Genomic DNA, 15,472 nt, shown 5'->3' on the forward strand with positions numbered 1-15,472 from the left:
ATAAAAAGGAAAAAATATTATGAATGACAAGATTAATGTAAGTGACAATGAAAATTTGAATATCAATTCTGATACTATTGAAGTTGATAAGGATAAAATAATCAAAAATTTATCTAAAAGAAAGGTATTCACAGATAATGAAGCTTTTCCATGGTTAAGTATATGTTTAGTACTTTTATATGTTTTTGTATATGGGTTTTGTGTTTATGGGAAAGAAAATATAGTTGATGTAGATTTAAGTTCATTACAATTTTTAAAAGTCTCAAATGGAAGTGAAATTTTAAATGGGAGTTTTATATCACTTATAACAAATATTTTTGTTCACAGAAGTATTTGGGATTTGATAAATACTATATTTATCATAGTTTTTTGTGGTTTTTTTGTTGAAAGATATATAAAAAGAAGTGTAATTCTAAGTGTGTATGTTATAAGCATTATAATGTTTAATTTGGTATCGTTATTTTTATATCCAAATTACACTTATTTAGGTTCTTTTACAATTGTTTCGTTTTTAATTGGGATGTGTATATATTTTTCTTATAGGTTTAAGAGATTTGTTATGACCATAGATATATACATTTATGTAGCATTGACATTTATTGGATTTTTTATAAGCTACATGGTTAATTTTTATAATATATTTCAGTTTGTGTTATCATATTTAGTTGGAGTTTTTGTGGTGTTTATTTTAGATACAAAGGCTTTAAGAAAAAGTAGAAAAAGTTAAAAAATAAAAGTATTTTTCATTTATATTTTTGAAATCTATTATTATTCTAAGTATCTTTAATAAAATATATTTTTATGATATTATTCTTATTGTATGTTTGTTGATATAGTAATTTGTTTAAAATGTTTGGTTAATTTTACTTAAAATATTTAAAGTTTTAAGGAGTGATATTTTGAATCTTTTACAAGTTGGTGTAAAATTAAAAGCTGAAAATATTCAATCATTTATAGATGATTTTTTAAAAGTAGATGGAGTAGTTATTTCAGATATTCAGTTACACGATGATATGATTTTAATAAATAGAATCAAATATAAATCTTTTGGGACTATAAGTGTTGGGCTTAAGCTTGAGAGAATAGAAGATGGTGTATTATCCATAACTATAAAAAAGATAAAAGCAATAAGTATTCCTATAAGTGTCGTTCCAGTGAATTTTATACTTAAAATGGTTTTAAATAAAGTTAATATTTCTGGGGTTTTATGTGATGGTAAGCAAATAAAAGTTGATTTGTCAGTTTTGTTAGAAGAATTTGATGTGAATTTTTTAGCTCTTGATATAAAAGATATACAAATTACTAAAGAAGACATAAGTGTAGTGATTAATAATGTGGATCTTAATATGGTAGAACTTATGAATAAGAGTAAGAAGGCACCAAATCAAAATGACAATGAGATTAAACAATTAACCTCTAATGATGTAAATAATTTTAAAAATAATAATTTAATATATGAGAGTAGTAATCATCAAGAATTTTCGGAAGAATCTGAAGTAGAGGATGAATTTACTGAGGAAAATTTATTTAGTAAAGAAAGTAAAACATATTTTAGTGAGTATTCGAGAATAAGAGATAATTTGTATAGGGAAAAATTTAAAAAGGTAGGTAAGGAGCTTTTAGGTAAAATTATATTCATATTACCAGATATAGGAGTTTTATCATATAGGCTTTTAAGAGATAAAAGAGTAAAAAAAGGTGTGAAAATTCTTTTAGCATTTACTTTAATATATTTAATTAATCCTGTTGATATAATTAATGAGAAATTTTCGATTCTTAATAAAATAGATGATAGTTTATTATTGATATTTACTTTAAATAAAATTTTTACTTCTGTTGATAGGAGAATAATTGAATATCATTTTGATGGTAGTGAAGATACGCTTGATTTTTTAATAGATACCTTTGATCTTTTGAATCAGTTTCTAGGTGTAGATAGAATAAATAGATTATATACTGTATTTGAAAAATTTGTTAAGTAAACAATTTATATTTTAGTATATAAGAATAAAATTCATAATTAAACAGATAATATTTTTATAAGATTATATTTTATGTATGGGGGTTTAATTATGAAAAATTTTATTGTTGGTACAACAACAGGTGCTATAGTTGGTGCGGCTATATCAATGGTTATTCCTTGTAGTGATAATAGGTTTAGAAATAAAATTTTAAAAAAAGGGAAGAAAGTTAGATCAAGAATTATTAAAAAAGTTGCAGGTATTATGTATAAAATTATGTAAAAGGCTCTGTGTAAAGAGTCTTTTTTTGGATAATATTGTGTTTGAATTTTTCAGTTATTCTAGTTAATGTGATGTTTTAAATTAAATTTAAAAAAGAGGAAGTAAAAATATATGAACATACTCTCTATTGGAGAAAAAATTAAGAAGAAACGTAAAAAGTTAGGTATGACTTTAAAGGATTTAGCAGGTAATAGGGTAACAACAGGTCAAATTAGTCTTATAGAGTCAGGTAAATCTAATCCTAGTATGGATCTTTTAGAATATTTAGCGAAAAATTTAGAAACTTCTGTAGAATATTTACTTGAATCTGAGCAAAGACAAGCTATAAAAATTTGTGAATATTATGAAAATATTGCATTTTGTTATTTGTTTGAAAAAAATATTTCAGAAGTTGAATTATGTTTATCTGAAATGGTTGTAATATCTGATAAATATAATTTAGAACAAATTAGATATAAAATTTATTTTATAAAAGGTGTTTGTTTATATAAACTTAAGAACTATGATAAAGCTGTTGAAAATTTTTTAATTTCCAATCTTGGTTTTTTAAAATTTTCCATGAATGAAGAACTCATACAATCGTTTTTATATCTTGGATATATAGCTATTGAACAAAAAAATTATGTGAGTGCATCAGTACATTTAGAATGTGTTATTAAGATTATAGATAAATATTTTTCGAATTATGATTTAATGTTTTTTAAGGTATATTATTTGGCTTCAAAAAATTATGTTGAACTTGGAAATATAGAAAAGAGTAGTTATTACTTAAAAAAATGTATAGATATTTTAGATAAATTGTACAAGCCTAAGGAAAATGCAGTAACATTTATGGAAAAATCTATGGAGTATATGAAATTAGAAGATTTAGATAATGCAGTTAAGTTTTCATATGCTTCTAGAAGATATTTTGAAGAATTAAATATTTTAAATGATAGACAATTTGTAGAAAATAGAATATCTGAATATTTAATTGAAAAAAATGAATTATATGATGGTAAGAAACATTTAAGAAGAGCTAAAAGTATTCATTTAGATTATGGTTTTGATAATTTGTTTGAAATATATAAAAATTTTGTAATTTTATATGTAAAGGAAGATAATATTGATAAAGCTAAAACTTATTTGCTTAAGCTTGAAGAATCACTTGATACGAAAAAAATTGATAATGTGATGGATTTTTATATGTTAAAATATAAGATACATATGATTGAAGAGAATTATTCAGATGCTGAAATTGTACTAATCTTAGGTTACAATTTTGCTAAAGATTTTGGAGAATATAGGAAGGCTGGAGACTTTTGTTTGGTTTTATCTAAATTTTATATTGATATTAAAAAAATTAAAGAAGCAGAAAATATGATAGAAGAAGCATTGGTACAATATAGAAGAGGTGGGTATAAACTTAGTTTTTAATGGAGGAATTATTATAGATAAAATGGAGATACTTTCTGTAGGGGAAAAAATTAAGAGATTAAGAACTTACAAAGGGATTAAACTTAAGGATATTTGTAATGAAAATTTATCTATTTCGAAGATAAGTTGTATAGAAAATAATAAAATTAAACCAGATAAATATTCTTTAGAAATTTTAGCTAGTAAATTAGGAACAACCTATGAATATTTAAGTAAAGATGTATTTAGTCAAATATATGAAAATATAGAAAATCTTAATAAAGATTTAAAAACAAATAATTTTGACAATTATAAATTTAATTTGTGTATTGCAGTTAAATATAAAATTTATGATTTAGTTTTTTATATATGTAATCAAATATTTAAAAAATTTATATTTGATAAATACCATGATTTAAATATACAGGAGATATCAGAAATAATTCCTATTTATTTTGATGCGTTGTTAGAAATTAAAAATGTTGAAAATGAAATAATATATAATTTGGATTTAGCTTGTTATTTTTTTATAAAGCAGGAATATAAAATAGCTTCTTATTATTTTAAATTTTTAAGAGAAATGTCTTTAAAATTTGAAATTTTAAGATTATATAAGGAATTGATTTTTATAAATGAAATTAATTGTTATATAAGTTCAAAGCAATATGATAAAATACATGATTTGGAAGAAATAATAAATTGTAATTTGAAGAGTTCTTTAGAAGAAGAGTATTTGAATGAATTTAGATATTTTAAAATTATATTGGTTATAAGGTATAATTTTGAAAAGTTTGATAAAAGTATTGTTTTAAAATTTATAGAGAAGTGTTTGTTGAAAGATAAATTGAATTACTTATATAAAATATGCAATATTTTATATGAATTTGGATATGTAAGTGAATGTATTTATTTTTGTAAAGAATTATATGGTATAATTTTTAAAAATAATTTTGAAAATTGTGAAGACATATTGTGTAGAAGTTTAATTTATATTTCTAAAATTTATATTGAAAATTCTGTTTTTGATAAATTGGATAAAATTGTAGAGGACTCATTAAATTTATCTATATATATTGGGTGTCCTGAATTTATATGTGAATCATATTTTAATAAAGCTATTGTATGTGGTAAAAATAATGATTTTGATAAGTTAGATACATATATAGATTTATCAGTTTATTTTTTAAATCAATTAGAGTTTAATAGAAATAGTGATAGGTTTTTGAGTATTGGATTTGTGTTTTATAAATTAGGTAATATTTATGAGGCGATTAAAAATTTTAAAAAAGTAATTTTAAAAAAGAGATGTGATATTCACACCTCTTTTTAAATTATTTTAGACCATTTTCATATTGTTCTACCATTCTTTTTACCATTTCGCCACCAACAGATCCACATTGTTTAGATGTTAAGTTACCGTTGTAATCTGTAAAAGGAACTCCCATTTCGTTAGCAACTTGGCTTTTAAATTGTTCTAAACCGTTTTTAGCATCTGGAACTAACTTACCCATAATATAATCCTCCTGAGTTTTAAAAAGTATTATTTAATAACCTGTTAACAGTTAATTAACAAGTTAATATTAGTATGAACTTATATATAATTTATAACCCTGAAATATAATAGAATTTAAGTTAAATATAGGTATTTTTGTTATTTAATCGCTACATTGATTGTTAATGAAAGTTATGTTATAATACATGAGTGTGATTATATATGTAGGATTATTTTAGTATTGTGTTTTTAAAATTAGGAGGATAATTTTTTTGTGAATAAAAATAAGATTGTAAGTTTATTTTTATCTTTGGTAATGATATTTAGTGTTGTATTAATACATGATGTAAGTGCTAATGTAAAAGATGCGTTAGAAAAGCAGATAGAGGAAAATAATAGGAAAATAAGTGGCGTTGAGGATAGTATTGCAGAAATAGAGGGAGAAAAAGATATTTTAGATGATGAGTTGTCAAAATTAAAAAGAGAAATAGATCAAAGAAATGGTGTTATAGATGAGTATCAAAGAAATATAGATGAGCATCAAAAAAATATAGATGAAAAAAATTCTTTAATTTATAGTGTTTCGAAGGAAATAGAAAATACTGAATTAAAAATACAAGACCTTAATACAAAAATTCAGCAAAATGAGGAAGAATTAGATAGATTAGAAAAGTTATTAGCTGAAAGAATTAGAGAAATTTATAAATATGCTAATAATAATTCTTTGGGATTAGATTTATTATTTACGATGGTATTTGATATGAATAAAGATTTGCAAGAGGTAATGGATACTTTACATAGCGTATCTAAAATAACAGAAAATGATAGAAGGCTGATAGAAGAAGTTAAGCAGAAAAGAGATGATATAAAACGAGATAGAGAAAATTTAGAAAGAGAAATTCAAAGTTTAGATTTATATAGGAAAGACTTAGAAAATCAAATACAAGAAGTTGAGGTTCTTAAAGCAGAGTTAGTTTCAAAAAAGGAAGAGCTTGAAGCTGAACTTCAGAAAGTTAAGGACTTAGAATATGAATATCAAACAAAATATGATGCGTTGGATGAAAGTGTTAAGCAAAAACGTGAAGAATTAATTAGAATACAGCAAGATAATGAACAACTTGAAAGGCAATTATCAGAATATTTAAATTCAATAAATAATTCTGGAATTGTTGGAGGAAGTAATGGTGTTAGTCCTAGTGGATATTTACGACCATCAACAGGACCGATTACTTCTAATTATGGATGGCGTACTCATCCTGTTAGAGGATCAAAATCTATGCATACTGGTGTAGATTTTGGAGGTAAAACAGGGGATACTATAATTGCAAGTAGGGCAGGTGAAGTTGCTTTTGCTGGATGGTATAACAATGTTTATGGCAATGTTGTAATTTTAAATCATGGTGGAGGATATCAAACATTTTACGCACATATGTCAAGAGTTTCTGTTTCTAAGGGGCAAGTTGTAGATCAAGGTCAAAGAGTTGGATTCATGGGATCTACTGGTCTTAGCACTGGTTCTCATTTGCATTTTGAGGTAAGAAAAGATGGTTCTAGTTTAAATCCATTTAATTTTTTGACAAGATAATGTATATTGAGTATAATTCGAAAAGAGAGTATAATTTTGTAGTTGATGGGATGCTGAATTTTGTAGCATCCTTTTTGTTTATATATAATAAAAAATGAAAAAATATGTATAAGAATAAAAAAATGGTTATAATTTAAATATGGTTTAATTTTGGGGAAAACATATATACTTAAATTTTATGGTAATGGTGGAGGTATAGATGAAAAAGGCTAGTATTTTCAGTAGAGAGTATGAAAGAAAAATACGAAGAAAACGGTTTGCTATTTTATTTATTATATTATTTTTTTTCCTTGTACTTGTATATTATATAGTTAATTTTTCTGAGTTTAATAATTATGTGAAAAATGTTTATTATTCTATGATAACTAAAGAAAATGATGAGAATGTAGATTTAAATAATAAATTGAATGAAAGTGTTGATCTTATAGGAGAAACTAAGGAGCAAGAACATCAAGAAAACAATAATAATGAAAGTATTGATGAAGTGTCTTTAGATTATTTAAAACATGAAATTTCATTAAATAATGGTGAAAAAATAAATATTTTTTATGAAGAAGGTAATCAAATAGAATATATAGCTTCACAGGATGAGTTGCCTAAAAATTATAGGTTTGATATATCTCCTAGCAGAAGTAGAATTTTAATTGAAGAATTAAATACACAAGATACATACATGTTAGATGAGAATTTAAATTTATTTAAATTAGATCCAGAATTTTTTTATTCTAATTCAGCAAGAACTAGGTTTTATAAGAATGATGTAGTATCTTCATATGAAAATTATAGTTGGTATAAAAATGCAAGATTTTTAAATGATAATACGATAGTTTATATTAGTAATTTACCTTGGTTTGGAAAAAATGAACAGTACATATGGAGAACAGATATTCAGGATGTTAATAATATTACACATTTTATGACTTCTGTAGGTGGTGAAAATATTGATTTTGGAGAGTTGACAGAAGAAGGCATTAAAGTTAATATAAATAATGAAATGAAGTTATTAACATTTTCTTTTGTTCTTAATTAACTATTTTTAATAGGTTTAAGGTATTATAGTTTGTATATTTAAAGAGAATATGATTTTATTAGGAGGAGTTTTGTGATGAACGTTAAATTGAATAACCTTGAAAATAGTAGAGTTGAGTTTATTGTTAAAGTTGATAGAGATGAATTTTGTGAAGCTGTGCAGAAGTCTTTTAAGAAGAATGTTTCTAAATATAATGTTCCTGGGTTTAGAAGGGGTAAAGTTCCTTTTAAAATTTTCAAACAAATGTTTGGATCTGAGGTGCTTTATAATGATGCAGCTAATTTAGTTATAGATAGAACATATAGAAAAGCTATAGATGAAAATAATGTTGAGGTTGTAGATTATCCTAATATAGAAATTGTTACTTGTAGTGAAAATGAAGATTTTGAATATAAGGCTGTTGTTTATGTAAAACCTCAAGTTAAACTTGGTTTATATAAGGGGATTGAAGTTGAAGAAGTTAAGTATGAGGTTCTTGATGAAGATATTAATCGTGAGTTAGAAAGTTTAAGAGAGAAGAATTCACGTTTGATATCTAAGGAGAACGGTTTAGTTGAGAAAGATAATATTGCTATAATAGACTTTAAAGGTTTTATTGATGAAGAACCGTTTGATGGTGGAGAAGGTAAAGATTATAGTTTAGTTATTGGTTCTAAGACTTTTATCGATAATTTTGAAGATCAACTCATTGGCAAATCAAAGGGAGAAGAAGTTGTTGTAAATGTAAAATTTCCTGAGGATTACAATGTTGAAGAATTAAAGGGTAAGCCTGCTAAGTTTGAGGTTAAAATAAAGGATATAAAATTAAAAGAGTTACCAGAGTTAGATGATAGTTTTGCTAAGAATTTTTCTGAGTTTGATAATATGGAAGATTTAAAAAATAGCATTAAGGATAGGTTAAAGACTAGTAATGATAATAAACAAAAATATGATTTTGAAAATTCTTTGATTGAGAAAGTGTGCGAAAATGCAGAAGTATATATTCCAGAACCAATGATTGAAAGTGAGATAGATAGACTTGTCGGGGATTTTGAGAATAAGCTTAAATATCAAGGGATAAATTTAGATAAATACTGTGAGTATTATGGTATAAGTTTGGAAGATATAAGAAATAATTTTAGAGATAGAGCTAATAAACAGGTTTTATCAAATTTGGTTTTAGAAGAAATTTCTAAGAAGGAGAATATAGAAGTTAGTGATGATGAGTTAGAAGGTAAGGCTTTGGAATTATCGAAAATGTATTCACAAGATGAAGAAAAGATAAATTCTATAAAAGATACGCTTTTGAAGACTAATAGAAGTCTATTGGAAAAAGATATGATATTTTCTAAGACCATTGAGTTTTTAGTTAATGAAAGTAAGAAAAAGCATAGTAAATAATAATTATTTTTAAGGAGGAAAATTATGGCTTTAGTACCTATAGTTGTTGAACAAACTAGTAAAGGTGAGCGTTCTTATGATATTTATTCTAGATTATTAAAGGAACGTATAATTTTTTTAGGTGATGAGGTCAATGATGTAACTGCTAGCTTGGTGGTAGCCCAGTTATTATTTCTTGAAAGTGAAGATATGGATAAAGATATACATTTATATATAAATAGTCCAGGTGGTTCTATAACGGCGGGTATGGCTATTTATGATACTATGCAATATATAAAACCAGATGTTTCTACTATATGTATAGGGATGGCAGCATCTATGGGAGCGTTTTTATTATCTTCTGGAGCTAAAGGTAAGAGATATGCTTTGCCTAATAGTGAGATAATGATACATCAACCATTAGGTGGATTTAGAGGTCAGGCTACTGATATAGACATACATGCTAAAAGAATACTTAAAATGAAAAGTAATTTGAATAAAATATTAAGCGAAAATACTGGAAAACCACTAGCGCAAATAGAAGCAGATGTTGAGAGAGATTATTTTTTAAGTTCTGATGAGGCAAAAGAATATGGGCTTATAGATAGCGTTATAACTAAGAAAGTTAAGGGAATTTAATGTAATCTGTTTGTGAGGTGTAGTTATGGCAAAGTTAGATGAAAAGAAACAATTAAAATGTTCTTTTTGTGGTAAAAGTCAGGAACAGGTAAAAAGGCTAATAGCAGGCCCAGGAGTTTATATATGTGATGAATGTATTAATTTATGTTCAGAAATAATAACAGATGATTGTGAAGATGAGCAAAAGGTAGAGGTTTCGAAGATACCAAAGCCTATGGAAATAAAAGAATATTTAGATCAGTATGTGATAGGACAGGATCAAGCTAAAAGATCTGTATCTGTAGCGATATATAATCATTATAAAAGGATTAATTCAGCGGTTAAGGATGAGAATGTTGAGATTCAGAAGAGTAATATTTTATTGTTAGGACCTACAGGTTCTGGTAAAACATTAATAGCTCAGACTTTGGCAAAGTTTTTAAATGTTCCATTTGCAATAGCTGATGCAACGACTTTGACTGAAGCTGGATATGTTGGAGAAGATGTTGAAAATATTCTTTTGAAATTAATTCAAAATGCAGATTATGATATAGAAAGAGCAGAGAAAGGTATAATATACATAGATGAAATAGATAAAATAGCTAGAAAGTCTGAAAACCCTTCTATAACTAGAGATGTATCAGGAGAAGGAGTACAACAAGCTTTATTAAAAATATTAGAAGGTACCACAGCATCAGTTCCTCCACAAGGTGGAAGAAAACATCCGCATCAGGAGTTTATACAAATAAATACTTCAAATATATTATTTATTTGTGGTGGAGCATTCGATGGTATGGAAAAGATAATCGAACAAAGAATAAATGTAAGATCTATGGGATTCGGTGCGGATATAAAGTCAAAACAAGAAAAGGATTTAGGTGAGTTATTTAAGGAAATATTACCAGAAGATTTATTAAAATTTGGTTTGATACCAGAATTTATAGGAAGATTGCCTATAATAGTTTCTTTAAATGCATTAACGGTAGATGCGTTGGTACGTATACTTAAAGAACCTAAAAATGCAATTGTGAAACAATATAAAAAATTGTTTGAGTATGATGAAGTAAACTTAGAATTCGATGAGGAGGCATTATACAAAATAGCGAATAAAGCAATTAGTCGTGATACAGGTGCTCGGGGATTGAGAACTATTGTAGAAGATTTACTTATTGATGTTATGTATGATATACCATCTAAAAAGAATGTTGATAAGGTTGTAGTTACAGAGAGTAGTGTAGATGATAAGAAAGTGAAAGTTATATATAAGACAGATGAAAAAAAAAATGATATAGAAAGTGCATAAAATTTTGATAATTTTATGATATTATTAAGAAATGTTTATTGTGAAGAGTAGTGAATTTATAAAGTCTACGAGTAATGTTTGTGATTTTCCAAATGAAGGATTGAAAGAAATTGCAATTGTAGGTAGATCTAATGTTGGAAAATCTAGTATTATAAACTCGTTGTTAAATAGAAAAAGGATAGCTAAAGTTAGTTCTACACCAGGAAAAACACGTACTATAAATTTCTTTTTAATAAATAATAGTTTATATTTGGTTGATTTTCCAGGATATGGTTACGCGAAGGTGTCTAAATATGAAAGAAATTCTTGGAAATCTATGGTGGAATCGTATTTTTATAATAGAGATGTACTTAAAAAAGTAATTCTTTTGATTGATTCAAGACATGATCCATTTGAAAGTGATCTTATTATGTGCAATTGGATAAAAGATATGAAGTATAATTTATCTATAGTTGCTACGAAATCAGATAAACTTAAATTTGCAGAGATAAAAAAAAATGATTTAAAATTTAGGAAAAATTTTGATGTATCTAAGATTTTATTTTACTCTGCGTTAAAAAATGAAAATAGAAATGAGCTTTTAAACTTTATATTTTCTGATATTTAAAAAGTATATTATTTTTTATAATAATATACTTTTTTTATTGTAGCATGTTTTATTTTTGTACATAAGATTATTACGTAGAAATAAATTATAGGAGAGTAATATGGATTTTATGAATTTTATGAATCAACTTAATGATTCAGGATGTGGAAATTGCGGATGTGATTTGAATCAAGGATGTGGTAATAGTAATAATAATTTTGGTAATTTTGGGTGTGGGTCAGGATTATTGCCATTACTACTTTTGGCAGGACTAGGTCAAGGATTTGGTAATAATAATTTATCAGGTGGTGGTAATATGACTTGTTATCCAAATAATCAGTGTCAACAATTTATAACTCCTACTTCTGTTCCATATTGTGGATCCAATTTAAAATATAAAACAAGAAGAGTTAGACAAGCGTATATGGAGGTTCCTGTATCAACTTATCAAGTTGCTCAACCATTTTGTGGAATTAATCAACAACCTACAACTATGAATATAATGCCTGTAGGTGGATATAGAAATGGAAATGGAACAGATTTGTGGACAATTTTATTATTGTTATCTTTATTAAATAGAAATAATAGGAATATGTGTTGTCAACCACAGCCTAGAGGATGTAATAATGTTTCATCAGAATTATAGATTTGTAAATGTATAATTTAAATATATTATTCAATTTTATAGATTGAAAAATTAGGAGGGTAAAAATTTTACCCTCCTAAAATATTGGATATTGGAGGTTTTAAAAATGTCAAAACGTAAAAAGTCTTATGATAAAATTAATGATGATAATAATTATTATAATAATAGAATGTTAGATTTAAATAATCAATATTTTAATAATTATCCTAATATGGCTATAAATAATGTTCAAGATGTTTTTAAAAATGGATTTAATTTAAATAATATATTCGAATTTTTAAATAGTATAGATTTTAGAAATTTAAATGCCATTATAGGTTTAATGTCAGATGGTCTTGATATAAACAATATTAATTTTGGAAATTTTAATAATAATGAAGAGACTTATAAAAATTATACAAACCAAAGTACTTACAATAATGAGATGGTGATTAATTTTTTTAATTCATTAAAACCAATTTTAAGAAGTGAGTTTATAGATATTATTGATAACTTTATACAATTTTATATGGATGAGATAAATAAAGAGAAATAATATATTTAAGTGTAAAATATTTTTAAATATGTATAATAAATCTATTTAGTGAAATAATATGGATAAATGGAGAAAAATTTTTTCTCCACAAATCCCCCTTAAGTAAGGCTATCTATAATATAGATAGCCTTATATTTTTATATATAAAATGATAAAACATTAAATTTAAACAGTAGTTAATTCTCTAGAACAACTTTTACATGTGCCATATAAAAATAAATCAAAATTTTGCACATCGTAATTTTCTATCGATAGAGAATTTATTAAATTAGTATCTAAATATAAATCTTCTACTTTATTGCAATTTGTACATTTAATATGACCATGTAAATCTATGTTAGCATCATATCTAAAATTTTCTTCGCATACATTAATCATTTTTATAAGACCGTAATCAACAAGAGTATTTAAGGTTTTGTATACGGTTGCTAAACTTATAGTTGGGATTATCTTTTTAATATTTTTATAAATTGTATCTACTGTAGGATGTTCACATGTAGATCTTAAATAAGAGTATATGTTTACTCTTTGTAGCGTCAATTTCAAATTATTTTCTTTAAATATTTGTATAATATCATCTATATTTTTATTATTAAACATACAACTATCCTTCTACAAATAATAATTATAATAATTATATAATAATTATTATTAAATGTCAAAAAAATGTAACATTATAGATTGTTGATAAAATTATTATTATAAATATAATTAATAATTCTTGTTAGCATTAAATCGTACATTAAAAATATAAAAGATGAGATTATACATGAAAACATAATTATAATAAAATTTATTTTTATAGGAAAAAATAATTTTAAATATGTAAAAAATATTAATAAAAATAAAATATTGAAATACACTAGTTTAAGAAATATTTCAATCACAACATTATTAAAATTTTCTATATAAAATTTTAATATAGGATATGAACCAAAAAATAAAACATAAATTAGAGAATATTCTATGAGTCCAAAAGTGATTGAAGTAATTGTTGAAGATATTAAAATTAAAAAAGAATATTTTGTACCAAATTTTATTATTGATAAACATATAATAAGTGAAGAAAAAGTTAGTAATGTTAGGTCTGCGATGTTTATTATTTTGGATAATAAAAAAAGAATTATAGTTATAGAGACTAAAATTGAACCTTTAGTTATTTTACTAGCACGTATCATTAGCAACAAGAAATAAAGTCACAACCACAACATTCACAACATGAATCAATACATAAGAGAGTACAACAAGTATCACAACAACATCCAGAATTATCCCCAATTGTTGCTCTTTTAGAATATGTTTGTCTAAATTGATTATTTGAATTTTTAAAAGAATTATAAGCTTGACTATATTCAAAATTATTAGGTTCAAGGTTATATGCTATTTCAAAGTGGCTTTGACTTTTATCATACCAACCTTCTTTATAATAAACTTGACCAATTAAATAATTCCATTCTGCATTTCTATTTTCTATTTTCCATAATTTTTCACGAGCTTCATCTAATAAATTTGAATTTATCAGATTTCTTATTTGAGACATTAAAACTTTTTCATTATTTGAGGAGTTAAAAACATTGTTCATTAAATAATCATAAGCACTATTTACTTCAAGAATTTTTTGATTTATTTCATTGAAATTTGAGTTATCATTATTTAATTGTGAATTATAAGTATTAATTAAATTTTTATAAGATAATTTAACTTCTTCAATGCTTGCATTTTCGTTTAATTTTAAAATATCAAAATATTTTTTATTCATTTATAACACTTCCTTTTTGTTTTGAACATTGAAAATGATTTACAATTTTATCTATTTTAAAAGGCATACCTAATTGTAAAATATTTTCAATTAAATCATAATTTTTATCTATTGATAACTTTTCAAAATTTTCTAAACATTTACTATTTATGTATGTAAGAAGTGATGAAAATTTATCTTTAATATTTTTCTTAAATTTTATAATATCCATATTTTTTGATAAAACCGTGCTATTATCTAAATTAAAAATTGGATTGAATGATTTATTTTTAAAATCTTTTTCTATATCATTAAAAGCATCTATTATATAAATCCATTTACCTAAATTATATCCTATATTTTCTAGATAATGTAAATATTTTTCATTAAAATTATTTATTTTTGCGTAAAAATTAAAAATATTTTTTGTAATGGTACCAAATGGATGAGAAAATTCATCAATTGAAAGTTTTTTATTTGACATTTCTAAATTTTTTAAATTATTTAAGTTTTTAAAGATAATCTCTTTTATTTCATCAAATTCCCTAGGTAATTTTTGCATATATTTGTTAGAAATTGGAAAAATAATTTTTGAAAATAAATTATTTTCATCATTAATATCGTCAATTATTTTATTATGTGCTAAAATTATGGTTATATGACTAGCGTAATTTATGCTAGGATTATTTTTAATTATAAATTTTTTTTCAACAGGATGTATTAAACATGTTTTTTTTTCTATGTTATGTTTAACTGTAGAAAAACTATCAAGTAGAATTGCCATAAATGTTGTATCAAAATTTATACTTACTCTTGGAATATTTCCATAATTTTTTTTTATTTCATGACACAAACTACAGTAGTAACTTTTAAATGTGTTATAGTATCTTATTTTTAAATCCGGTTTGAAGGGATATACGTATCCAAACATTTTTATATTAC

General features: G+C 24.3%; 18 protein-coding genes. 14 read left to right on the plus strand and 4 right to left on the minus strand.

All coding sequences use genetic code 11. From position 1 onward, the window contains the following. The first annotated feature begins 19 nt into the window (after positions 1-19). The 5 genes from A6P36_RS06360 (at position 20) to A6P36_RS06380 (ending at position 4,968) form a co-directional block, all read left to right on the plus strand. Entirely contained in the window at positions 20-727 is a 708-nt protein-coding gene (locus A6P36_RS06360; RefSeq protein ID WP_066762159.1) for a rhomboid family intramembrane serine protease, read from the plus strand. A gap of 172 nt (positions 728-899) precedes the next feature. Then, positions 900-1,982: a YkvA family protein gene (locus A6P36_RS06365; RefSeq protein WP_066762164.1), complete on the plus strand. Its 1,083-nt coding sequence runs from the start codon at positions 900-902 to the stop codon at positions 1,980-1,982. 90 nt (positions 1,983-2,072) lie between these two features. Further along, positions 2,073-2,243 (plus strand): YtxH domain-containing protein, encoded by a 171-nt coding sequence (locus A6P36_RS06370; protein WP_242861680.1) that lies wholly within the window; start codon positions 2,073-2,075, stop codon positions 2,241-2,243. Positions 2,244-2,354: 111 nt separating this feature from the next. Continuing rightward, positions 2,355-3,659, plus strand: a complete 1,305-nt coding sequence (locus A6P36_RS06375) for a helix-turn-helix domain-containing protein (protein WP_066762170.1) — start codon at positions 2,355-2,357, stop codon at positions 3,657-3,659. Continuing rightward, positions 3,637-4,968, plus strand: coding sequence for a helix-turn-helix domain-containing protein (locus A6P36_RS06380; protein WP_066762173.1), 1,332 nt, complete (start codon positions 3,637-3,639; stop codon positions 4,966-4,968). Before A6P36_RS06375 ends, A6P36_RS06380 begins: the two co-directional genes overlap by 23 nt. A gap of 1 nt (position 4,969) precedes the next feature. On the opposite strand, the gene A6P36_RS06385 is transcribed toward A6P36_RS06380, so the two are convergent. Further along, positions 4,970-5,149, minus strand: a complete 180-nt coding sequence (locus A6P36_RS06385) for an alpha/beta-type small acid-soluble spore protein (protein WP_005807127.1) — start codon at positions 5,147-5,149, stop codon at positions 4,970-4,972. A 255-nt stretch (positions 5,150-5,404) separates the two neighbouring features. Between A6P36_RS06385 and A6P36_RS06390 the strand changes: the two genes are divergently transcribed. The 8 genes from A6P36_RS06390 (at position 5,405) to A6P36_RS06425 (ending at position 12,792) form a co-directional block, all read left to right on the plus strand. Continuing rightward, positions 5,405-6,715 (plus strand): murein hydrolase activator EnvC family protein, encoded by a 1,311-nt coding sequence (locus A6P36_RS06390; RefSeq protein ID WP_066762181.1) that lies wholly within the window; start codon positions 5,405-5,407, stop codon positions 6,713-6,715. A 199-nt stretch (positions 6,716-6,914) separates the two neighbouring features. After that, entirely contained in the window at positions 6,915-7,745 is an 831-nt protein-coding gene (locus tag A6P36_RS06395; RefSeq protein WP_066762184.1) for a hypothetical protein, read from the plus strand. 75 nt (positions 7,746-7,820) lie between these two features. Then, the gene (gene tig / locus A6P36_RS06400; protein WP_066762186.1) at positions 7,821-9,125 is read left to right on the plus strand and encodes a trigger factor; all 1,305 of its coding nucleotides are present in this window, start codon (positions 7,821-7,823) and stop codon (positions 9,123-9,125) included. A gap of 24 nt (positions 9,126-9,149) precedes the next feature. Next, entirely contained in the window at positions 9,150-9,743 is a 594-nt protein-coding gene (gene clpP / locus A6P36_RS06405) for an ATP-dependent Clp endopeptidase proteolytic subunit ClpP (protein ID WP_066762188.1), read from the plus strand. A 25-nt stretch (positions 9,744-9,768) separates the two neighbouring features. Next, positions 9,769-11,025, plus strand: coding sequence for an ATP-dependent Clp protease ATP-binding subunit ClpX (gene clpX / locus A6P36_RS06410; RefSeq protein ID WP_066762191.1), 1,257 nt, complete (start codon positions 9,769-9,771; stop codon positions 11,023-11,025). A 31-nt stretch (positions 11,026-11,056) separates the two neighbouring features. Next, entirely contained in the window at positions 11,057-11,632 is a 576-nt protein-coding gene (gene yihA, locus A6P36_RS06415; protein ID WP_066762193.1) for a ribosome biogenesis GTP-binding protein YihA/YsxC, read from the plus strand. A gap of 100 nt (positions 11,633-11,732) precedes the next feature. Beyond that, complete coding sequence (locus tag A6P36_RS06420; RefSeq protein ID WP_066762199.1) at positions 11,733-12,257, plus strand: hypothetical protein; 525 nt, start codon at positions 11,733-11,735, stop codon at positions 12,255-12,257. Positions 12,258-12,363: 106 nt separating this feature from the next. Then, a complete protein-coding gene (locus A6P36_RS06425) occupies positions 12,364-12,792 on the plus strand; it encodes a hypothetical protein (RefSeq protein ID WP_066762206.1) in 429 nt (142 codons plus the stop codon). 165 nt (positions 12,793-12,957) lie between these two features. Here the strand turns inward: A6P36_RS06425 and A6P36_RS06430 are convergent, their stop codons facing one another. Next, a complete protein-coding gene (locus A6P36_RS06430) occupies positions 12,958-13,374 on the minus strand; it encodes a Fur family transcriptional regulator (protein ID WP_066762336.1) in 417 nt (138 codons plus the stop codon). A 384-nt stretch (positions 13,375-13,758) separates the two neighbouring features. Here A6P36_RS06430 and A6P36_RS08145 point away from each other — a divergent pair, with 384 nt between their 5' ends. Beyond that, on the plus strand, positions 13,759-13,986 hold the full coding sequence (locus A6P36_RS08145) for a hypothetical protein (RefSeq protein WP_066762210.1): 228 nt from the start codon (positions 13,759-13,761) through the stop codon (positions 13,984-13,986). Here the strand turns inward: A6P36_RS08145 and A6P36_RS06440 are convergent. Both A6P36_RS06440 and A6P36_RS06445 read right to left on the minus strand, forming a co-directional pair. Next, entirely contained in the window at positions 13,970-14,551 is a 582-nt protein-coding gene (locus A6P36_RS06440) for a tetratricopeptide repeat protein (protein WP_066762213.1), read from the minus strand. The two genes, A6P36_RS08145 and A6P36_RS06440, sit on opposite strands and share 17 nt — an antisense overlap. Further along, positions 14,544-15,461 (minus strand): DUF5685 family protein, encoded by a 918-nt coding sequence (locus A6P36_RS06445; RefSeq protein WP_066762216.1) that lies wholly within the window; start codon positions 15,459-15,461, stop codon positions 14,544-14,546. Before A6P36_RS06445 ends, A6P36_RS06440 begins: the two co-directional genes overlap by 8 nt. Positions 15,462-15,472 lie beyond the last annotated feature (11 nt).

It is taken from the genome of Candidatus Arthromitus sp. SFB-turkey, from assembly GCF_001655775.1.
Classification (GTDB): domain Bacteria; phylum Bacillota; class Clostridia; order Clostridiales; family Clostridiaceae; genus Dwaynesavagella; species Dwaynesavagella gallinarum.